This window comes from Pseudomonadota bacterium (assembly GCA_022572885.1).
In the GTDB taxonomy this organism is placed as follows: Bacteria; Pseudomonadota; Gammaproteobacteria; order Steroidobacterales; family MnTg04; genus MnTg04.
Map to the genome: position 1 here is coordinate 25,343 of JACZVC010000001.1, position 21,964 is coordinate 47,306.

Consider the following 21,964-nt stretch of genomic DNA (forward strand, 5'->3'; position numbering starts at 1 on the left):
GTTGAATACCTGCCGGATCAGGCGGCAGCAAGCTGCTCGCGCATGGCGACGATTGCGGCCTGGTAGTCGTCGGCGCCAAAAATAGCCGAGCCGGCGACAAAAGTGTCAGCGCCTGCAGCGGCGATCTGCGCAATATTGTCCACCTTGACGCCACCGTCTATCTCCAGGCGAATATCGAACCCACTGGCTTCGATTATTTCACGCGCCTTGCGCAACTTGTCCAGCGCCGACGGGATAAAGCTCTGCCCGCCAAACCCCGGGTTGACCGACATAATCAGCACCATATCGATTTTATCCAACGCATACTCGAGCCAGCTCAGCGGCGTCGCCGGGTTGAATACCAGCCCGGACTTGCAACCGAGGCCACGGACGAGCTGCAGGCTGCGATCCACATGAGTACTGGCTTCGGGGTGAAAAGTGATGTAATCCGCCCCGGCACTGGCGAAGTCCGGAATGATGCGGTCCACCGGCTCGACCATCAGATGCACGTCTATCGGCGCGGTCACGCCATGCTTGCGCAGCGCTTCGCAGATCAGTGGACCGATGGTCAGATTCGGCACGAAATGATTGTCCATCACATCGAAATGGATGATATCGGCGCCAGCCGCAAGAACGGCTTCGACTTCTTCCCCGAGGCGGGCAAAATCGGCAGATAATATCGAAGGTGCAATCAGGTAATCTGACATGGCGAGTCCTGTCTGATCCGGGCGTCAAAAACTGGCGGCCACAGTAAACCACAAAGACACCGAAAAAAACCACGGTGCCGTCTTCGCAGTGCAGCTTTAGCCCGGATTTTTCATGAATGCGCTCACGCCCTTGCTTGATCCTTGTTAGCACACGCCGGCACATGAGAATTAGTGAGCCACAGTTAACGCCGGAATGTGCCGCATGAGGCTTTTTCAAAAGCCTGCTAGCGCATGCCGCGGTTTTTCTTGATCAGGTCATAAGCAGCCCGGATTTCCCGAACCTTGACCTTGGCCTCGTCCATCATGGCCGCGGGCAGACCCTTGGCCACCAGCTTGTCCGGGTGGTGCTGGTTCATCAGGCGCCGGTAGGCCGTCTTGAAGTCGCGGTCGCTGGCATTCTCCGCCACACCCAGCACCTTGTAGGAGCGCGCCAGTTCGTCCACTGGCGACCTGGCGTCCCTGGACCCGCCCATATGCAAGCGAACCAGTTCCTCGATCTGCGCGAGTTCCGCGCGGCTTACGCCCAGTTCCTGGCAGATCATCCAGAGAATTTCCCGCTCCCCCGGGTGCATGCCGTTACCGATCATCGCCGCCTGGACCTGCAACTCGACGAAAGCCCGTGTCAATCCTGCGTGAAAATGACTGAACTGGCGAAACCTGCGCAAACACTCGCGTAACGGGAAATCCGGCCGCTTGCCCTCGGTGAACCAGGCGATCGCCTCCGTGACCTGCTCCGGGGTCATGCGCATCTGCCGCATTACGTTGCGGGCGGTGTGAATTTCCTGCTCGGAAACCTGGCCATCGGCCTTGGCCATGCGCCCCATTACCTGAAAGGTCGTACGTACAAACGTTTCACGGGCCCGCTGAGGATTGAGACCGCCCAGGTTGATGCCACCGGTGCGCACGAATCCCTTGTCGAACTGGTGACCCAGAAAAACCCCGATCAGGAATCCGATGGGTCCGCCGAATATCAGGCCAATAAAGCCACCGATCAGCTTGCCGATAAACGCGCCCGGCATCAGCCGCGCCCGCGCGCCGGTATTCCGCATGCTGACCATATTCGACTTGACCGTAACACTCGAGGGCTGAGAAAATTGATTGTTCCCATTGCCCAACTTTAACCCAAGGCCAAATAGATGGTAAGCAAAGACAAGATGCATGACGCGGCCGATGATCGTGAATCCGTACTCCGTGAAGTGACCAGCAAGGCCCTGGTTTTCGGCGAAAAAAGCGCAAAAAACGTGCCCCCGGAAATCTTCAGCGATCTGGTCATGCACGATTATTTTCTGTTTTTCATCTATGGTGCAGTGGATGCCCTCGGTGATGACGAAAGTCTGAAGGAGAAACTGACCGCCGCCGAAAAACTGGCGACCATGGCGGAGACGATGGTAGCGTTCGGCACCGCGACCGAAGAACAGATCGTGGCCACGGTGAAGTTGCTTGACCGCGCCGTTGACGACGCGGCGCTCACCATAAAAAGTGCCGGCCGCGAGGCAGCGATTGACTGGGCCTGGGGAGAAAATGAGCAGGCGACAGAACGGTTCGCCGCCTTGCTGGAAGACCCCACCAACTTTCCGCGCGAAGTCGAGCAGGTTTTGAAACCGCGGGAGCCCGCGGCCGAAACCAGCCGGCCTCCCGGCAACGACGACTTCGATATCATTAAGTAATTTCACACGGGCATGATTACCAGCGCCGCACCAACATCCCCCGAAGCCTTGTTCGAATCAAATTTGCCCAGCCTGCAAAAGATTTGTGGCGGCAAGGTTCGCGATCTGTACGCAATCGATGACCAGCATATGCTGATCGTGACTTCGGATCGTCTGTCGGCGTTCGATGTCGTTCTACCGGACCCGATCCCCGGCAAGGGACGCGCGCTGACTGCAATGTCGAATTTCTGGTTCAACAAGACCCGCCATATCATTCCCAACCACATCGCCGATCTCACGCTGAACGAAGTTCTGCCGGACCCTGTTGAGCGAAGCCAGGTAGAGGGCCGGGCCATCGTTGTCAAAAAGCTGCAGGCCCTGCCCATCGAGGCGGTCGTGCGCGGGTATTTGATCGGTTCGGGCTGGCAGGATTATCAGGCGACTGGCGCCGTTTGCGGCATCGAACTCGCTGCGGGCCTGCGATTGGCGGGTCGGTTGCCAGAGCCGATATACACCCCTGCCACCAAGGCGGATGTCGGCGATCATGACAAGAATATCTCTTACCGGGCGACGGTCGAGTTGCTGGGCGAGGATATCGCCGCCCAGGCTCGCGACACTGCGCTGGCATTGTACCGGTTCGCCGCTGAATACGCACTGCAACGCGGCATCATCATCGCCGATACAAAATTCGAGTTTGGTCTCGATGACGACAACCGGATGGTCCTGATCGATGAAGCGCTGACCCCCGACTCGTCGCGTTTCTGGCCGGCGGAAAGTTATCGCGCAGGCATCTCTCCACCGAGTTTTGACAAACAGTTCGTGCGCGACTACCTGGAAACGCTGGACTGGGACAAGACCTCGCCGGGTCCGTCATTACCCGCGGACATCGTTCGCCGCAGCAGCGAAAAGTATGCCGAAGCGCTGAGCAGGCTGATTGCTGACTGATCGGCAAACGTGAAGCGGCGGCTTGGCCGGCCGGCAAATACAATGATGTACAATGCCGGTGATGGCCGGCACAGGCGGCGAGTCCATTCAGCGGCAGACCAGATGCTCGAACGAATAAAAAATCTCGCGGAAGCAGCACTGTGGAATCCCGCGATCGACAGATCGACAGCCATCGAGCATCGGCTGCTGAGAATACTGCGCCTGCCTTATGCTCTCGCCCGCGACCTGTCTGGCGGCGCGCTCAGCCTGCGCGCGATGAGCCTGGTCTATACGACCATGTTGTCCATCGTGCCGCTCCTGGCGCTCAGTTTTTCCGTGCTCAAGGGTCTGGGCGTACACAAGAAACTCGAACCCCTGCTGTTTAAATTTTTGGAGCCGCTGGGCGAACGCGGCGCCGAGCTAACCGAGCAAGTCATCGGCTTCGTCGATAACGTGAAAGGCAGCGTGCTTGGCAGTATCGGCCTGCTGTTTCTGATCTGGATCGTTTTTTCCATGGTAAAAAAAGTCGAGGACAGTTTTAACTATGTCTGGCAGGTTGAAAAACCACGCAGCATGGCCCGCCGGTTCAGCGAATACATCAGTGTCATTTTGATCGGCCCGGTAATCATGGTGTTCGCGCTCGGCATGATCGCTTCCATAAACAACACGGCATTGGTTCAGAAACTGGCCGCCATCGAACCCTTTGGCACGACCTTGATACTGGCGGGCAAGCTGGCGCCTTATGTGCTCATCGTCTTGTTGTTCAGTTTTGTTTATGCGTTCGTACCCAACACCTCGGTAAGAATTCGCGCAGCCCTCGGCGGCGGCGCGGTCGCAGGGGTGCTCTGGGCGTTCACCGGCGCGGTATTCGCATCCTTCGTCGCCGGTTCGGCATCGCGCGCCGCCATATACTCCGGGTTCGCAATTGTTCTGCTGGCGCTGATCTGGCTTTACCTGAGCTGGCTGATCCTGCTGCTGGGCGCGCAGATCTCGTTTTACATCCAGCGGCCCGAGTACATGCGCCGCGGCCGGCGGCAGATCGAGCCGGTCGGCCAGTTGCGCGAAGGCCTGGCTTTGTCGGTGATGATCAATGTCGCCCAGTCCTTCCGCGACAATGCCTTGCAGTGGTCGATCAACCGGCTGGCATCACGACTGGGGGTCCCTGCCACCGCTCTGAGTCCGGTGGTTGACCGGCTGCTGAGCAGCGGGATGCTGGCAATTACCGAGCATGAAATGCTGCTGCCGGGACGCGAAATCAGCCGCATCCGGATCGGAGATATACTCTCGGCGATTCGCGAGAACCGGGATATCCCAAAGCTCGAATGGGAACCGAAAGTCGGCGCGCTGACCACCCGGGTAAACGACGCCATATCCGGCGCGACCGGAGACACGACACTGGCGGACATGCTGGATTAAGACGATATTGCTAATTTCCGGCCACGGTCATCTCGCTCAACAACAATGACGGCGTCCGAATCCCGGAACGCACATCAAGATCGTCACCGACCGCCAGAATTCCGGTCAGCATGGCGGCAAGATTGCCGGCGATCGTGATTTCATGGACCGGGTACTGGATTTTCCCGTTCTCCACCCAGAAGCCGGCGGCGCCACGTGAATAGTCACCGGTCAGGATGTTGACGCCCTGACCGATCAACTCGGTCAGCAACAAGCCGCTGCCCATTCGCTCCATCAGTTCTTGCGGGCTTGCCAGGCCGGGTTCGAGTTCCAGGTTGTGCACCCCGCCACCGTTTGCGGTCGTCGTCATGCCGAGCTTGCGTGCCGTGTAACTGTTCAACACGTAGCCTTGCAAGACACCATCACTCACCAGGTCGCGATCTGCGGTTGCCACGCCTTCGCTGTCAAACGCCGTACTGCCGACCGCCTTTTTCAGGTGTGGCCTTTCGTAAACATTGATCCCGCTCGCCAGCACCTGCTGACCGATTGCACCACACAGGTAGGATGCCTTGCGATACTGCGCGGTTCCCCGAATCGCAGCGACCAGGTGACCCAGGAGACTGCGCGCGAGCTCGGCCGGAAACAACACCTGCGCCTCGCGCGTATCGAGCTTCCTCGAATCCAGCCGAGCCAGCGCCCGCTGCGCCGCTTTTTCCCCCAGCGCCTCCAGGTCCATCAGCTCGCCCGGGTCGCGCGCGCTGGTGTACCAGTAGTCTCTTTGCATTTCCTGGTCCTGTCCGGCGATGACGACGCAACTGGCGCTGTGGCTGGTCCCGCGTTTGACGCCCATGAAACCGTGGCTGTTGCCATAGACCGCAACGCCCTCACTACTCGATACCGTGGCGCCTTCGGAATTTTGGATGCGCTGATCGGCCGTCAATGCGGCTGCCTCGCAACGGGTCGCCAGGTCTATCGCCTGGGTCGCAGGAAGATTCCATGGGTGATACAAGTCGAGTTCCGGAAACTCGGCGGCCATCAGTGCGGCGTCGGCGAGTCCGGCGTATGGATCCGGGGAGGTGAAACGCGCAATGGAGCAGGCCTTGCGCACGGTTTCTGCGACGGCTCCGGAACCGAGATCGGTGGTGCTCGCCGAGCCTTTTTGCTGGCCGAAAAACACCGTAATGCCAAGGCAGCGGTCGCGCTGGGACTCCAGCGTTTCAACTTCGCCCATGCGAACCGTCACCGACAAGCCCGATGAAAGGCTGGCGTTTGTCTCGGCCTGGCTGGCGCCCTCTTTTTCAGCCTGCAGGAGGCAGCCGGCGACCAGGTCCTGCAAATCCTGCTGCTTCAGTTCTTTAGTGAGCGGCTGTGCCTGGCCCATAGACTTTACCCATGCAAAAAAGCGAACGAGGAACGGATTCTAACCGCCTGCCGTGTGCCTGCACAGCCGCCCATACATCGCCGCAAAGGAGCCGAGTTTATTTTGGCCGCCATGATAGAATAGCCGGCTATTTTTTGACGGGGAAGCGGCGTGTGTCCGGCACAAGTGGAAAAAGACGGCCAGCGGGGCTTTATCGTTCCCATTGGCGGCGGTGAAGACAAACTCAGAGACCGCGAAATACTGAGCCGCTATCTTGAGATGTGCGGTGGTTCGAACGCGCATATCGTTGTCATACCGACTGCCTCTGAGCTGGACGACACCGGCGCGCGCTACCGGGACTTGTTCAGGGAACTCGGTGCGGGTGAGGTCGGCATCCTGCACTGTGACGATCGCAAGGAATGCAACAGCCAGGACTCTATCGACCTTTTGGAAAGGGCCGATGGCGTATTCATGACCGGCGGTAACCAGTTGCGCCTGTCCACCACGCTGGGTGGGACCCGGGTCGCACAGCAGATACGCCGGCGCAATGCCGCGGGCATGCATGTCGCGGGCACATCTGCCGGCGCCGCCTTCGTCCCTGAACATATGATCGCTGGTGGCTACGAAGGATCGACCCCTTCGCCCGACATGGTGACGCTGGCGCCGGGTCTGGGTCTGACCAACCGGCTAATCATCGACCAGCATTTTCGCGAGCGCGACCGCCTCGGCCGTTTGCTGACCGCGCTGGCTTTTAATCCTTTCGCCATCGGTATCGGTCTGGATGAGGACACGGCTGCGTTTATCGGCCCCGACGACATCATGGAAGTCGCCGGCAGCGGCGGAATCACCGTGATCGACCCCAGCGAGCTGGAGTTTTCCTCGATGGATTCGGCCGGACGCCACCAGCCGGTCAGCCTGATTGGCATCAGATTGCATATACTGGTTGCCGGCGGCAGCTACGACATCGCGAAACGAAAGGCGCGTCCGTAAGCAAATAAAAAACGGAGACCCGTTGATGAAAATCCTGTCCACCAACGTATATGTCGGTCCGAGCATTTACGCCCGTTTCCCGGTTATCCGCCATCTGCTCGACCTGGGCGCACTGGAGGAATGGCCAACGGCGCGGCTGGGCAACGATTTCATCGACCCATTGCTTGAGTTATTGCCGGGGCTGCACGAACACGGCTGTTCCTATCGCGAACCTGGCGGTTTTGTACGCCGCATGCGCGAGGACGAGGGCACCTGGCTGGGGCACGTGATGGAGCATGTCGCCATCGAAATGCAGAACGAAGCCGGTTCGCTGGTTACCTATGGCCGGACACGCTCGACCGGCGAACCCGGTCAGTACAACATGGTTTTCCAGTATAAAGACGCCGAGGTTGGCCGCGACGCCAGCCGGCTGGCGCTGCAGTTGATCCACTTTTTACTGCCGGCCGAGATCAAACCTGACGACGCCCCCGACGGCGACTGGGATTTTGCCAAAGAACGGGACGAATTTATTCGCTACGCGCAAAGGCGGGCGCTGGGCCCAAGCACGGCAGCGCTGGTCAAGGCGGCCGAGGACCGGGATATTCCGTGGATACGTCTCAACCGTTACAGCCTGATCCAGCTTGGTCACGGCAAGTACCAGAAACGCATTCAGGCGACGACGACCAGCGCCACCGGGAACATCGCCGTCGACCTGGCCTCGGACAAGGAGGAAACCAATGCGATATTGGGTGACCTGGGGCTGCCGGTGCCAAAACAATTCCTCGTTTACAATACGCGGCAGGCGCGCCGCGCCGCCGAGCGCATCGCATACCCGGTCGTACTCAAGCCTTTGAATGCGAACCACGGCCGCGGCGTTTCCATTAATCTGAAAACGCCGGACGAAGTGGACGCAGCTTTTGATAAAGCGCGCGAGCACGGCCGCACGGTACTGGTCGAAAAGTTTATCAGCGGGTTCGACCACCGAATCCTCGTGGTCAACGGCGAGTTGGTCGCCGCCGCGAAACGAGTCCCGGGGCATGTGGTCGGCAACGGCAAAAACACGATTGCCGAACTGGTCGACGAAATCAACAGCGATCCGCGCCGCGGCGTGGGCCATGAAAAGGTCCTGACCCGTCTCGAATTCGATCACCAGGCCGAACGCCTGTTATCGAAACTGGGTTACACCCGGGAAACGGTAGTTGCCGAAGGCGAAGTTGTGTACCTGCGCTCGACCGCAAACCTGTCGACTGGTGGCACCGCCATCGATGTCACTGACATCATTCATCCGGACAATCGTGAAATGGCGGTTCGCACGGTAGCTGCGATCGGCCTGGATATCGGCGGCGTCGACTTCCTGACCTCGGATATTTCGGAATCGTGGCGAGTCACCGGCGGCGCCATCTGTGAAGTCAACGCCGGACCCGGATTTCGCATGCATGTTGCGCCCAGCGAGGGCACACCGCGCGATGTGGCGGGACCGGTCATCGACATGCTGTTCCCCGAGGGTGCGCCATCGACGATACCGATGGCGGCGATAACCGGCACCAACGGCAAGACCACGACATCGCGCATGCTGGCGCACATCATGAAACTGGCGGGTCACACGGTCGGCCTTTCGTCCTCCGATGGCGTTTATATCGACGGCCGCCTGACGGTGGAAGGCGACATGACCGGCCCGGTATCGGCCGGCATGATCCTGCGCGACCCATCGGTCGATGCGGCGGTGCTGGAAACAGCGCGCGGCGGCATGCTCAGACGGGGCCTGGGTTTCAGCCACTGCGATGTCGCGGCCTGCCTGAACGTCACGGCCGACCATCTCGGTCTGCACGGCATCGAAACAATTGCGGAGCTGGCCCTGGTCAAGCGGATACTGATCGAAAGCGCAACCGGTACCGCGGTGCTCAACGCCGACGACGAACATTGCCTGCGCATGGCTGATTACACGGAGGCCGAACACTTGTGTTATGTGACCATGAATCCGGGCCACCAACTGGTCAAGGAGCACATACGCGCGGCAGGGCGTGCCGTGGTACTCGAGGAAGGATTCAACGGCCACATGATCACGATTTATGACCACGGCAATCACATCCCGCTGTTGTGGACCCACTTGATCCCCGCGACCCTGGAAGGACGTGCGCTGCACAATGTGCAGAACGCGATGTTTGCAGCCGCGCTGGCTTACAGTCTGGATATCAGCCTGGAAAATATCCGCCACGGCCTGCGGACTTTCGATACCACCTTCTTCCAGGCCCCGGGGCGCATGAACCTGTATGACGAGCATCCGTTCAAGGTCATACTCGATTACGGCCACAACCCGGCAGCGGTCAAAGTCATGTGCGACCTGGTCGATCGCCTGGATGTGGATGGCAAAAAGATCGTGGTGTTATCGGCGCCGGGTGACCGGCGGGACCAGGACATCGAGGAAATCGGCACGATTGCGGCCGGACACTTCGATCATTACATCCTCAAGACCGACGATAAAGCGCGCGGCCGGGATCGCGACGAGGTACCGGGCATACTCAGAAAAATGTTGCTTAAGTCCGCTGTCGGCAAGGACAGGATCGAAATTATCGACGACGAAAAAACCTCGGTCGACCACGCGCTTGCCATGGCGCAACCGGGTGACCTGGTGTTTGTTTTTGGCGACAACATCAAGCGTTGCTGGAAACAAATCATCTATTTCGATTCGGGCGAGAAAGCGGAGAAAAACGAAAAACCGGTGCAGATCAAACTGTCCGCGACCGCACTGGGCGATTTTTCGCTGGAAGACGTGGAAATCATTCGCGACCAGCGCGGCGTCCGCATCGCCCGCGAACCGGAAGAGGCGGATTAGACCCGCATGGAGCTATTGGACTCGCGCCGCCTGACGGGACCGGGGCTGGTCTGGGACCGGCCCGCCGCGGTAGTGGATGTGCGCCTGAGTTCGGACGAGGCGGATACCCTGATCCAGGCATGGCAGGAAAAGGTGCGGGAAATCATGGGCCGGCTTGGTCTGGAAAATGAATCGATCAAGGTCCGCCGTTTCTCCGATGGCGCCAGCCTCGCGATCAGCGCCCCGGTCGACGCGCTGTACACGGCAACCGAAATCAACGACTGGGCCTGGGCCGCAGTCACCGGAAAAACCGCCGATGACGAAGTCCCGGAGACTCTGACCCAGGCGGAACAGCGCCTGGCAAAGACGCTGGCCGCGGAAAGAAATCCGCAGCTGATCGCGCTCGCTGCAGAGGCCGAAAAACGCGGGCTGCAGTGGCTGAGCGACGATGAAGAACTAACGCTCGGTCTCGGCGTCAACGGGCAAAGCTGGCCGGTCGATCGGTTACCGGAAATACCGGCTGTGGACTGGAGCCGCCTCGGGGAAATTCCGCTGGCCCTGGTCACCGGCACCAACGGCAAGACCACTTCGGTCCGTTTCCTGACCCGCATGGCGCGCGCCGCCGGGCAGACTGTCGGCGTCAGTTCGACCGACTGGATTGCGGTCGACGACGATATCCTGGATCGCGGCGACTGGTCCGGACCTGGCGGCGCCAGGAAAGTGCTGCGCGATCGGCGGGTCAGCATGGCGATCCTGGAAACCGCCCGCGGTGGGCTGTTGCGGCGCGGCCTGGGTGTCGCCCACGCAGATGCCGCACTGATTACGAATATCGCCGAAGACCATCTGGGTGAATTCGGCGTCATGGACCTCGACGAACTGGCTAACGTCAAGTGGATCGTCACCAGCGTACTGGGCAATAACGGTACCGCGGTGCTAAACGCCGAAGACGAAAAACTGGTAAAACGCGGTCTGGCCGCCCGCTTCCGGGTAAGCTGGTTCAGCCTGGATCCTGAGCTGCCCCTGATCCGCGAGGCAGTGAGGCTAAAGCAAACCGTGGTCGTACTCAGGAAACGGCAGCTGGTCCTGATCGAAAACGGCCAGGAAATACCGATCCTCGAAGCCGGTGAAATTCCATTGACGATGGATGGCGCCGCTCGCCACAACATCGCAAACGCCCTGGGGGCCATCGGCCTCGCCAGTGCGTTGGGTCTGCCGCGCGAAGCCATCGCCGAAGGGCTGCGCAAAACCGGGCCCGAGGATAACCCGGGTCGTTGCAACCTGTTTGCCATTGACGGCGCGGATGTGCTGGTGGATTTTGCGCACAACCCGCATGGCATCGCCGCGATTTTCGAGCTGGCCCGGGTGCGACCGGCGAAACGCCGGTTGCTGCTGATCGGGCAGGCGGGCGACCGCAGCGATGAGGCAATCCGTGAACTGGCGGCGAGCGCGTGGAGCATCGGGCTGGACAAGGTCATCATCAAGGAAATGCCGCAATACGCGAGGGGAAGACCACCCGGTGAGGTCGCCGGCCTGATCAAGAATGCGCTGCTGGCATGCGGCGCGGACGACGACCAGCTTGATTATTTTTCAACCGAGCCTGAAGCGGTCAGCGCCGCGCTGGAATGGTCGCAACCTGGCGACCTGTTGATACTTTTAATCCACGAGCAGATAGAGGATGTCCTGGCCATGCTGAATGACGCGAAGAACCGGGCAACGCGATCGGCATGAGCAGGAAGCACAGACCGCCGGCTGACGCTGCCGATACACCGGTACCTTCGAAAACGGCGCTAAAAAAGCAAATGCACGAACTGCAGGCCTTGGGTGAGCAGTTACTCGATTTACCCGCAGCCCGGTTGGCGTCCGTACCCATGCCGGATGCGTTGCGGGAAGCGGTCATGCTGGCCAGAAAAATGCACAAGTTCGGCGCACTCAACCGGCAAAAGCAATACATCGGCAAACTGATGCGGCGGATCGATGCGCAACCGATCCGCGAAGCTCTGACGGCAATAGCGCAGGAAGGGCTGGCAGAAAAGCATACCCACAAGCTTTGCGAAAATTGGCGCGACCGTTTACTGAGCGAGGGCGACCCGGCGCTGGAGAGTTTCCTGGAGAAATACCCGGGCAGCGACCGGCAACGACTGCGGCAAATCATCAGGAAGCATCAAAAATCCGGCAGCGAAATCGGCCTGGCCACCGAAAGAAAAAAACTCTATCGATTTCTGCATGCGGCTCTGACCGCAGAGAAAAAGTCCGTTTCGAGTAGGCAGGATTAATGACAGAATGCGCCGGTGGCGAGGCTCATCTACCCACCGGTATCCCGGTCTGACCCCCGCAACGCCGGCTTGGTCTATACTTGCCCTGATAACGACGTGTGGCCTGGGCAAGGAATCCGGATCAGAAGCTGGCATGTATCTGCGACACTTCAAGCTGAATGAACAGCCATTCGAACCCAGTCCCGACCCCGATTTTCTCTATCTGAGCAATTTTCATGAGCGGGCCAGATCGTACATGGAATCGGTCTGGGATTTCCCCAATGGCATCGTTTCCATGACCGGCGAGATCGGCGCCGGGAAAACCACGCTGATCAATGCTTTTATCGACCGCCTCGATGATGAAGTTTGCCTGGCAAATATGAATCAGACCCAGTTGTCGCCGGTTCAGTTTCTGCAACTCCTTCTTGCCCAGTTTGGGTTCAAGCCATTCAGGAAAAGAAAAGCCCAGTTGCTCGACATGCTCGCGCACTTCCTGTCCGAAAAAGCCGCGGCTGGGAAGAAAACACTGATCATCATCGATGAAGCCCAAAACCTGTCCAAGAATGTACTCAAAGACATCGGCCGCATGTTCGTAGACGAGCAAAGAAAATTCGCGGCATTGCGCATCATTCTCAGCGGTCACTCGCATCTCAACGACACGATGGATGCGGCCGGTATCCAGGGGCTGGTTCGCTTGCGCCTCGATCTCGGCTCGCTGAATAAGCAGGAAACCTGCGCCTATGTCTTGCATCGTCTCGCTGTCGCCGGCGCCGCAGGCACGGAATTATTCACCAAAGCGGCGTTGGCTGGCGTGTACCGATACAGCGGCGGCATCCCGCGGCTTATCAATACGCTGTGCGACACCGCGATGATCGGTGCCGGGTCGCAGGATCAGGAGACGGTGAACGAAGATGCAATCGAGGCAGCAGCCAGGGAGTTGAAATGGCAGGAAGCGACCGCGGAGACCAATGAGCATGCGGTCATGGTTCCGCTGCTGAACCTTCCCGATGCAAAGCGGTTTGGCATTCTTTCGATCGCGTACAAGGGCCGGACCACCAACGAATTTCCGCTGTCTATGGGCAAGCTGCTGATCGGTCGCGCCACCAGTAACGATTTACAGATCGACAGCAAGTTCGTCTCCGGTCATCACGCGCAGATCATTACCGGTGCGGATGGCAAGTCGCTGATCGAGGATCTCAACAGCACCAACGGGCTGTTTATCGGCAAGCGCAAAATCAGGCGGTACAAGCTGGCCTCCGGGGACATTATCGGCCTCGGCCAGCACACGATCACTTATTATAAAGAGCGCCGGGAAACGCGCCGGAGAAAAGACTAGCAGGATCCTGCCGGGCTAGGATTCATCGAGTTTGCGCGAGTCGCCGCCGTATTCTTCCTCATTGCGACGGTAATCCTTGCGCTTGAGCCAGACCACCATGCCCGCAATCAGGCAGACCAGACCCACAACCAGTCCGATCGTCGGCCAATACCAATAATTGATATAGGCAGACGCCACCAGCGACACGACCCCAGCGGCCATATAAAAGTAGGGCAGGATTTCGTAAACCGGCTTAGTCAACCACACAGTCCGTCTCCGTTTCCCTTTCATCCTAGCAGCCTGTCGAACTCAGGCCCAGTGGCAAAAAGCAAAACCAAGCGCCTGTTTACATAAGCTGGACGCTCAACCGGTGCCACCGACGGTAAGACCATCGATGCGCAGCGTCGGCTGGCCGACGCCAACCGGGATCGATTGCCCGTCTTTGCCACAAACTCCAACCCCACCATCGAGTTTCAGGTCGTTGCCGACCATGCTGACGCGCGTCAACACGTCGGGGCCATTGCCAATTAGCGTCGCTCCCTTGATCGGGGTCGTCTTGCGCCCTTTTTCGATCAACCAGGCTTCGTTCGCGCTGAACACAAACTTTCCGGACGTGATATCCACCTGGCCGCCGGCAAAATTTGACGCATAAATACCCTTTTCGACCGAGGCGATGATTTCCTCATGCTCGTGCGGGCCCGGCAACATGAAAGTATTGGTCATTCTGGGCAACGGAATGTGGGCGTACGATTCACGGCGGCCGTTGCCGGTCGATTTCTGACCCATCAGCCGAGCGTTGAGCTTGTCCTGCAGATAAGAAACCAGGACGCCATTTTCAATAAGGATATTACGCTGGGTCGGCGTGCCCTCGTCATCCATGTTCAGCGAGCCCCGGCGACCGGCCAAAGTGCCGTCATCGACAACCGTGCATAATTCGTTGGCGACCCGCTCGCCGATCCGGCCAGAAAAAGCGGAAGTGCCCTTGCGGTTGAAATCGCCTTCCAGCCCGTGGCCTATCGCTTCATGCAACAGGACACCCGGCCAGCCTGGACCAAGCACGACAGTCATGGTGCCCGCGGGAGCGGGTTTTGCCTCAAGATTCATGCTGGCCTGCCGGACCACCTCCTGCGCAAGGTTCTCCGGCCCACCATCAGCGAATAATTGCCGGTAATCGTAACGACCGCCAATCCCGCCATAGCCTTGCTCTCTTTGCCCGTCCTGTTCCAGGATAACGGAGATATTCAGGCGCACCAGCGGCCTGACGTCGGCGCTCAAGGTGCCATCGCTGCCGACAACCAGCACCACTTCGTGCAAACCGGAAATACTGGCAATAACCTGCTGAACCCTGTGGTCTATAGCCCTGGTGGTCCGGTCTATCGCTTCCAGAAAGGCAATTTTCTCCTTGTCCTCGAGCGAATCGATCGGGTCGATCGGCAGGTAGAGCTGCCGCTTGCCGCTGCTTTGCCATGCCTGAACCCGCCCTGATCCGCCTGACCTGGCGATCGCTCTTGCCGCATCGGAGGCCTGGGTGAGCGCCGGCAACAGGATTTCGTCGGAATAGGCAAACCCGGTTTTTTCGCCGCTGATCGCACGCACGCCGACACCCTGGTCGATACTCTGCGTGCCCTCTTTAACGATTCCGTCTTCCAGTACCCAGGATTCGTGCCGTGAATGCTGGAAATACAAATCGCAGTAATCGATGTCGGGGCCACTAAGCCTGGCCAGCAAACCGATCAGGTGATCGTCTTCCAGGCCCGACGGTTCCAGGATTCGCTCGCGCGCTATTTGTAATGCCTTTTCGCTCATCCGTAATTATTATCCAGTCGTCCGTGGGTCAGCACCGGAAATCGTTGCCGAATCTTTTTGAGCTCATCGATGTTTATTGCCGCGATCAAGACCCCGGGTTCCTTGTCCATCTCAGCGTTAACGGCACCCCAGGGGTCTACCAGCATGCTGTGCCCCCAGGTCTCTCGTCCGTTTTCATGGCGACCGCCATGCGCAGCCGCAGCAACATAACACAGGCTCTCGATCGCACGTGCCCGCAGCAGTATTTCCCAGTGCGCCTCCCCGGTTCCCGCGGTAAAAGCGGCCGGCAGGGCCAGGACTTCCATACCCTGATCCATCAGCCGCATGAACAGCGCCGGGAAACGAATATCATAGCAGACTGCCAGACCGAGCCGGCCAACCGGCGTATCCACGCAAACAGCCTTGCTGCCGGCGTGGGTATGGGCGGACTCGTGGTATGCCTCTTCTCGCCCGGGGATGCCCACGTCGAAAAGGTGAATCTTGTCGTAACGGGCTACCTGGTTGCCTTTGGAGTCGATGACCAGGCAACTGGCTGCCGGCGGACGATCCGCAGATTCGTAGTCGTTGTCGAGCAGCGGGATGGTACCGGCAACCAGCCAGATGCCGTTGTTTCTTGCCTGCTCCGACAGGAAATCCTGTAACGGTCCGGCACCAGGCGCTTCGGCGATTTCGCGCCGCTGCGACTCATTTGCCATCAGCGCAAAGTTTTCCGGCAATATCGCCAGCGTGGCGCCCTGTGCCGCCGCCTGCGCCAGGTATGCCGCCGCATCCTGGAGGTTAGCTGCAACTTTCCCACCACTGCGCATCTGGATTAGCGCTATCTTGCTCATCTGCGTCTAGTCGGGGTTCAACCGCTTTCGCTGGTCGATGCGTTTGCGACCTCGGTTTCCGCGTTCACCGGTTCGATCAGCGGGTCATCCCAGCTACCGGTTATCCGGTAGTAGCCCTGGGACAAGTCGTCCAGCGGTTTCTGGAACATCTTCGACAGCAACCAGACGGCGGCGCCGACCGCCGGTCCACCGGCGAGCGCCCCGGCCACCGGCAGCGTGTTGCCGATGCTGGCGGTAACCACCGCGGTCTGGTCGTAATCCCGGGTCCCCAGACCGGTTCGCCCCACCAAAACGGCCTTGGCGGTCGGGCCATCCAGGGTCAGGTTGTTGGTAAAGGCATCGCCATCACGCAGTACATAGTCCCCGCTAAGCCGGTCGAAGGACAACCCCGCCGCGAACACGTCGCTGAAATCCAGGGCGAGACGCCGTGGCAAAGCCGTGATACTGAGCAAACCCAGCAGCTTGCCGGCGCCCGGTTCTAGATCCCGGAGTTCTCCGTTGCGGAAATCCATGCTGATATTGCCGGATATCACTGGCAGAAAATCATCGTTGGGGGCCCCCGGCCAGTAAACCTGCAGACTGACGTCGCCCTTTTTGGCTCGCAACGACCGCATCATGTTCAGATCTTCCAGGGCGGCGCTAAGATCATTCGATTCGAGCACCAGGTCCAGCTGCGTCTCCTCGCCACTTTCAAGATACAACCAGCTCGCGTTGCCTGTCCCCTTCATCGATTTCGTTTCAAACTCCAGGTGCTCGACGACGATTCCACCGATACTGCGCCTGGCGCTGGCGGTTGCTTTCCCGAGCCGCATGTCGGTGAGCCTGAAGTCGGCGACGACGATATCCGCCCCTGGAATGTTTCTCGGATCGACCAGGTGGCGATTGCCCCCATCCTCCGCAACGATTTTTTCTGTCAGCCAGACCCGCTGCATGTCGGCCGTTACGTTTGCTTCATTCAGCCGGTATGGAATCTCCATCGCCCCCTCTAATGCTTCGCCCGTTACCGCGAGCAACCACCGATCTTCCGAGCGCCGCATATTCAAACCCAGCGCTCCGAACTCAAAGCCGATAGCGCGGCCTTGCCCGATCGAAACATCGATCTCGCGCACGATGGTATGCAACTCCACCCCGGACTCACCGCCGTCCGGGTCGTTCAGGCTCAGCCATTCGCCCAGATCGGCGTGGGGCAGGTATCCGCGGACCAGCAGCCCCGGTTCATCGGGCAAGGTGGCCCCGCCGTCGGTGGTCACCATCCCGGTCATGATCCGCCAGGATTCACCAGGCTCGTGGGTCAGCCGCAAGGCAGCACTGATGCCCGGTTCGTACTCGATCATCAGGTCCATCAGCCTGTCGGGCAGCAATTCCAAATAGAGCAGCAGCGACCGGCTCGCCGCGGTTTTTTTCAGCGGTTCGGGCCAATCCAGAATCATGCCTTCGAGATTGCTTTCGACCCGCAGGAGAAAATTGCCGCCGCCACTGGTCGCCACGGTCGCGTTCGCCCGATAGGCCGCCGTGCCGCTTGCCAAGGATGCTAGCGGCACGCCGAGACGAGCAAAATCGTCACCGTCTATATGACCATCCATACTGATCACCGCCAGTATTCTGTTCGGTGTCAGCTGAGGCTCGATGCTGATCTGTACCGGGTAATCCAGGAAGCGCGCCTCCAGCCGTTCGGCGGTGATCAGCTTATCGTCTATGCGCAGGCTGCCGTTGATTTGCGAAAACCCCGGTTCGAGTCCATCGATATCCAGGGTGCCGTTTTTGATTTCGATCCCCAGCCTGACCTCCAGGTCGGAAATATCTCGCAGGTTAAGCTGCAACTCCAGATCGATCTCGTCGTGGCCGGAAACGGTAAACAACTCCACCGGCTCGCCCAGCAAATCCGCCAGGGGACTTTGCAGCACAAACTGCCAGGTGTCTTCCATGCGGCCCCCGATGTTCGCCTGCAGCTCGAGTACCGGCAGCGCCAAGTCCTCGATCCCCACCGTTATTGCCCGCACCTGAGTTCCCAGTGCCTGGCCGCCCTCACCATGAGCGCTGAACCTGGATCCTGAAAAGCTGGCTTGCAAATTGAGGCCGCTAACGACAGGCCAGTCATCGCCATATTGAAGCTTGAGATCCTGTAGCGGAAACTCCGCGCTAAAAATACCTTCGCCATTTCGAAAAGGAATCTTTTGCAATGGCCCATCGATTACCAGTTTTGCCTCGGGGATGAACCCATCCAGTAATGCGCTGTCCAGCCACAGCACAAGGTTTTCGCTCATGACGCCGGTTGGCAGTAGCCCCGGAATATATGACACATGCAGATCGCTGATTTGTGTGGTCAACTGAATTTGCGGCTCACCGCTCCGGGGCCAGTCGATGCTCGCCGAGGTAACCACCTCCATGGCCTGGTGCCGCATCGTCAGATCCCTTGCCAAAACCCGCAGACCCCCCGCCTGCCGCTGCCACTCCAACTCGCCAGTGACAGAATCGAACAGCTGCGGAGTACGAAACAGCCACGGAGCATCCAGCTCCAGCCCTTGACTGTGCAGGATGATTGTCCCGCCATTGTTTTCGGCGGTCAGCGTTCCCGACAGGCCGCGCACGCCCGGCAGGCCGCGCTGCGCCGACATCGCCAAGCCTTCAAATTCCGTGCTGAACCGGTATTCGCCCGCTCCCTCAGCGCGATCGCTGTAGTTCAACGACAGGTTGCGCAAGCGCCCTGCGGGCCGCAACGCCAGCAACCAATCCTTGATCTGCGTGTCGGGTAGCCAGCCCGCCAGCACCGCGAGCTCCTCGATGCCCACAAAACTGGCGCTAAGGTTTATTTCATGGCCCGCTGCGCCTGGCTCATCGCCGGATTCCGCTGCCGGCAGATCCAGGTAATCGAGCCGAACATCGCTCTTTTCCCAACCCCTGCCTGCCTGCTCAAGTCGAAAACCCCTGGCGGCGGCCGACCAGCCGTTGCCCAGCCTGTCCAATTCGAGCCGGCCGTCTATCGCCTCGTAGGCAATCGATGCCACCGACTCCGGTGCGAGAAATATTCTGGCGTCGGCAAGGTCCGCCCGGACGCTGGCATGCTGCAACTCGCCGCCCTCTACAAATACATGCAAACTTATGTCACCGCTGCCTTCCTCGATCACCCGGTAGCGCTCCGGCGTCAGTTGCGACAGATTCGAAAGGTTTAGCTGGGTCGCCTGAACATGCGCCTGCCACTGCTGGATATCCTGACCGGCAGTGATATCGTGCATTTCCACATGCCAGGAAAGCGACTCACCGAGATCATCGGGCAGTTCGACTCTGCCGTTGATAACGATGTTCTGGCCGTCATTTTCCAGCTGCAATTCGACATCGCGGAAACTCCACGGCCCGAGTTCGTTTTTCAGATCTTCAATGACAAAATCAGTATGCGTGAGTTCGAATATACCGACCGGGAATTCCGTCGCGCGCAGACCCTCTCCGGAACCGGTGCCTGGTGTTTCCAAGCCCTGGATCCGCGTCACACCGTCGCGTGTCCGTTCCAGCCTGATGCTGGCGCCATCCAGAGATACCCGGGTCGCGCTGAATTTTCTGTCCCTGATCAGGGCGATCAGATCGATAGTGACCCCGCCCCTGCGCGCGCGAACCAGCACCGCACCGGTGTCCGGGTCCAGCACTCTTGCATCATAGAAAATCAGCTCCGGCCCATTCAAGCGCAGGCGCGCGTCCACCGAACCAAAACGCACCGGTAAGCCAACGGCGATACTGGCCTTCTCCTCGAGATCGGCGCGATATTCGGGAAGCTGGGCCGCGGCCAGCCGGAACAGGCCAAGCAATATGGCCAGACCGATGACCAATATTGCCACCAGTGTGGCCAGCCAGTTGAATATTCTTCGTCTCAAAGTCATGGCGCAAACAACGGTCTCACATCAACACGACGTCGAACTGGTCCTGCGCATACAGCGATTCGCTTTGCAGCCGAATCGGCTTGCCGGTGAACTGTTCCAGCTCTGCCAGGCTCGCCGATTCCTCGTCGACCAGTAATTCGATGACTTCCGGGCACGCCAGCACCAACAATTCCTGGAAATCGAATTGCCGGTTCTGGCGCAGTATTTCCCGGAATATCTCGTAACATATCGTTTCCGGTGTTTTTAAAAAACCACGACCGTCACAACTTGGACAAGCGTGGCAAAGCACATGTTCAAGGCTCTCCCGGATTCTTTTGCGTGTCATTTCGACCAGGCCAAGCTCGGAAATCGTGCCGATATTGTTTCTCGCGTGGTCCCTGGCCAGTGACTTCTCCAGTGCCTGCAGTACCTGCGAGCGATGCTCCGGTTCGTCCATATCGATAAAATCGAGAATAATGATGCCCCCCAGATTTCTGAGCCGCAGTTGCCGGGCAATCGCAACCGTGGCTTCGAGATTGGTACGGAAAGTCGTCTCCTCGAGATTTCTATGACCGACATAGCCACCGGTGTTGACGTCTATCGTCGTCATCGCCTCGGTCTGATCGATCACCAGGTAACCGCCGGATTTCAACGGTACGGTACGGCCCAGGGATCGCTGGATTTCGTCTTCGATGCTGTACAGGTCAAAAATCGGCCGTTCGTCCGGGTATTCTTCGATGCGCGGCGCCAGTTCGGGAATAAAAGTCGCGGCAAATTCCTTCATCTTGCGCAGGCTGCCGGCAGAGTCTACGCGTATGCGTTCCATATCGTCGCCAAGCAGGTCACGGAGTATCCGCAGCGGCAGATCGAGATCGGCGTGCACGATTTCTCCGGCAGCGCTGCGCGCGTAGTCTTTTTCAACGACATCCCAAAGCCGAAGCAGGTACATCATGTCTGCGCGCAGAGCGTCAAAATCGGCGCCCTCGGCTGCCGTCCTGACAATAAACCCTCCTTTTGGCTGCTCATCCATCATCGTTTCGAGCAGGCTCTTCAGACGCAGTTTCTCTTCCTCGTCCTCGATGCGCGATGAAATGCCGACAGCGTTCCCGCGCGGCAGATAAACCAGGTAACGCGAGGGAAAGGTGACGAAAGTCGTCAGCCTTGCCCCTTTGCTGCCGAGTGGATCCTTTAGCACCTGTACCAGCAACTCCTGGCCTTCGCTGACCCGCCTGCGGATATCCTCCGCGCGCGCGTCCCCATTGCCGTCATCCTGGCGGCCGCTGGCTATGTCCGATACATGCAGGAACCCGGTCCGCGCAAGACCGAGGTCGACAAACGCCGCCTGCATACCCGGCAGAACCCGTGAGACCCGTCCTTTATAGATATTTCCGATCAGCCCGCGACGGCTCGCACGCTCGATATAGACCTCCTGCACCAGCCCGTTTTCAACGACGGCGGCACGCGTTTCGCGTGGGGAGACATTGACCAGGATTTCCTTAGGCATGATTCACCGGCCCATGCTGCAAAGCCCAGCCGATGCCAGCCTGCTCAAGCAATTCCACGGTTTCGTATAGCGGCAAGCCCATCACGCCGCTGTAACTGCCGGTGAGGCTTTTGATGAAGCCGGCGGCGTAGCCCTGGATGGCGTAACCGCCTGCTTTGCCCGCGGGTTCACCGGTTTGCCAATAGCGTTCGATCAGCGCTTCGCTGAGCGGCCGGATTGTCACCTCGCTGACGCTGAGACGGGTGTCGGTTTTGCCATCGACGGCCATGGCGACCGCAGTAAAAACCTGGTGGCCTTTGCCGGACAAGGCCTGCAGCATTTCCAGGGCATCCTCCCGGTTCGCCGGCTTGCCAAAAATCCGCCCACCCAAAACGACCGTGGTATCGGCAGCCAGCACGGCGGAATTTTCTTGTCCGACGCTGCCGGCAACATCTCGCGCCTTTTCGATGGCCAGACGCTCGACATAGACGGCTGGTTTCTCACCGTCGAGGACGGCTTCATCCACAGCGGCCACCCGACAGGAAAAATCCACGCCGATCTGTCTCAGCAGTTGCTTACGGCGCACTGAGCGCGACGCCAGGTACAGGTATTTGGCAGACATTCGGCCAGTTTGTGGC

The 21,964-nt window shown here is 59.2% G+C and carries 17 protein-coding genes; 8 read left to right on the plus strand and 9 right to left on the minus strand.

The annotated features are described in order from the left end of the window. Window positions 1–17: 17 nt before the first annotated feature. Together rpe and djlA are read right to left on the minus strand one after the other, a co-directional pair. Entirely contained in the window at window positions 18–686 is a 669-nt protein-coding gene (rpe, locus tag IIA05_00150; protein MCH9025512.1) for a ribulose-phosphate 3-epimerase, read from the minus strand. Between the two features lie 224 nt (window positions 687–910). Further along, entirely contained in the window at window positions 911–1,744 is an 834-nt protein-coding gene (gene djlA, locus IIA05_00155; GenBank protein ID MCH9025513.1) for a co-chaperone DjlA, read from the minus strand. Between the two features lie 78 nt (window positions 1,745–1,822). Here djlA and IIA05_00160 point away from each other — a divergent pair, with 78 nt between their 5' ends. The 3 genes from IIA05_00160 to IIA05_00170 are packed head-to-tail and all read left to right on the plus strand — an operon-like array spanning window position 1,823 to window position 4,672. Beyond that, window positions 1,823–2,353, plus strand: coding sequence for a hypothetical protein (locus IIA05_00160; protein MCH9025514.1), 531 nt, complete (start codon window positions 1,823–1,825; stop codon window positions 2,351–2,353). A 12-nt stretch (window positions 2,354–2,365) separates the two neighbouring features. Further along, a complete protein-coding gene (locus IIA05_00165; protein MCH9025515.1) occupies window positions 2,366–3,277 on the plus strand; it encodes a phosphoribosylaminoimidazolesuccinocarboxamide synthase in 912 nt (303 codons plus the stop codon). A gap of 42 nt (window positions 3,278–3,319) precedes the next feature. Beyond that, entirely contained in the window at window positions 3,320–4,672 is a 1,353-nt protein-coding gene (locus IIA05_00170) for a YihY/virulence factor BrkB family protein (protein MCH9025516.1), read from the plus strand. 10 nt (window positions 4,673–4,682) lie between these two features. On the opposite strand, the gene pmbA is transcribed toward IIA05_00170, so the two are convergent. Further along, window positions 4,683–6,032 (minus strand): metalloprotease PmbA, encoded by a 1,350-nt coding sequence (pmbA, locus tag IIA05_00175; GenBank protein ID MCH9025517.1) that lies wholly within the window; start codon window positions 6,030–6,032, stop codon window positions 4,683–4,685. A 150-nt stretch (window positions 6,033–6,182) separates the two neighbouring features. On the opposite strand from pmbA, the gene IIA05_00180 reads away from it, so the two are divergent. The 5 genes from IIA05_00180 to IIA05_00200 all read left to right on the plus strand — a co-directional run bounded on the left by IIA05_00180 (window position 6,183) and on the right by IIA05_00200 (window position 13,380). Continuing rightward, complete coding sequence (locus tag IIA05_00180) at window positions 6,183–7,001, plus strand: cyanophycinase (protein ID MCH9025518.1); 819 nt, start codon at window positions 6,183–6,185, stop codon at window positions 6,999–7,001. 25 nt (window positions 7,002–7,026) lie between these two features. Beyond that, a complete protein-coding gene (gene cphA, locus IIA05_00185) occupies window positions 7,027–9,813 on the plus strand; it encodes a cyanophycin synthetase (GenBank protein MCH9025519.1) in 2,787 nt (928 codons plus the stop codon). A gap of 6 nt (window positions 9,814–9,819) precedes the next feature. Further along, on the plus strand, window positions 9,820–11,520 hold the full coding sequence (locus tag IIA05_00190) for a Mur ligase (GenBank protein ID MCH9025520.1): 1,701 nt from the start codon (window positions 9,820–9,822) through the stop codon (window positions 11,518–11,520). Then, on the plus strand, window positions 11,517–12,065 hold the full coding sequence (locus IIA05_00195; protein ID MCH9025521.1) for a DUF615 domain-containing protein: 549 nt from the start codon (window positions 11,517–11,519) through the stop codon (window positions 12,063–12,065). Before IIA05_00190 ends, IIA05_00195 begins: the two co-directional genes overlap by 4 nt. Window positions 12,066–12,198: 133 nt before the next feature. Next, window positions 12,199–13,380: an AAA family ATPase gene (locus IIA05_00200; GenBank protein MCH9025522.1), complete on the plus strand. Its 1,182-nt coding sequence runs from the start codon at window positions 12,199–12,201 to the stop codon at window positions 13,378–13,380. 15 nt (window positions 13,381–13,395) lie between these two features. Here IIA05_00200 and IIA05_00205 read toward each other — a convergent pair whose 3' ends face one another. The 6 genes from IIA05_00205 to maf all read right to left on the minus strand — a co-directional run bounded on the left by IIA05_00205 (window position 13,396) and on the right by maf (window position 21,948). Continuing rightward, entirely contained in the window at window positions 13,396–13,626 is a 231-nt protein-coding gene (locus IIA05_00205; protein MCH9025523.1) for a hypothetical protein, read from the minus strand. 96 nt (window positions 13,627–13,722) lie between these two features. Beyond that, window positions 13,723–15,165, minus strand: a complete 1,443-nt coding sequence (tldD, locus tag IIA05_00210; protein MCH9025524.1) for a metalloprotease TldD — start codon at window positions 15,163–15,165, stop codon at window positions 13,723–13,725. Next, on the minus strand, window positions 15,162–15,995 hold the full coding sequence (locus tag IIA05_00215) for a carbon-nitrogen hydrolase family protein (GenBank protein ID MCH9025525.1): 834 nt from the start codon (window positions 15,993–15,995) through the stop codon (window positions 15,162–15,164). Before IIA05_00215 ends, tldD begins: the two co-directional genes overlap by 4 nt. Before the next feature lie 17 nt (window positions 15,996–16,012). Beyond that, complete coding sequence (locus IIA05_00220; GenBank protein MCH9025526.1) at window positions 16,013–19,864, minus strand: TIGR02099 family protein; 3,852 nt, start codon at window positions 19,862–19,864, stop codon at window positions 16,013–16,015. Window positions 19,865–19,880: 16 nt separating this feature from the next. Further along, window positions 19,881–21,350: a ribonuclease G gene (gene rng, locus IIA05_00225; GenBank protein MCH9025527.1), complete on the minus strand. Its 1,470-nt coding sequence runs from the start codon at window positions 21,348–21,350 to the stop codon at window positions 19,881–19,883. Beyond that, complete coding sequence (gene maf / locus IIA05_00230; GenBank protein ID MCH9025528.1) at window positions 21,340–21,948, minus strand: septum formation inhibitor Maf; 609 nt, start codon at window positions 21,946–21,948, stop codon at window positions 21,340–21,342. Before maf ends, rng begins: the two co-directional genes overlap by 11 nt. Window positions 21,949–21,964: the final 16 nt, after the last annotated feature.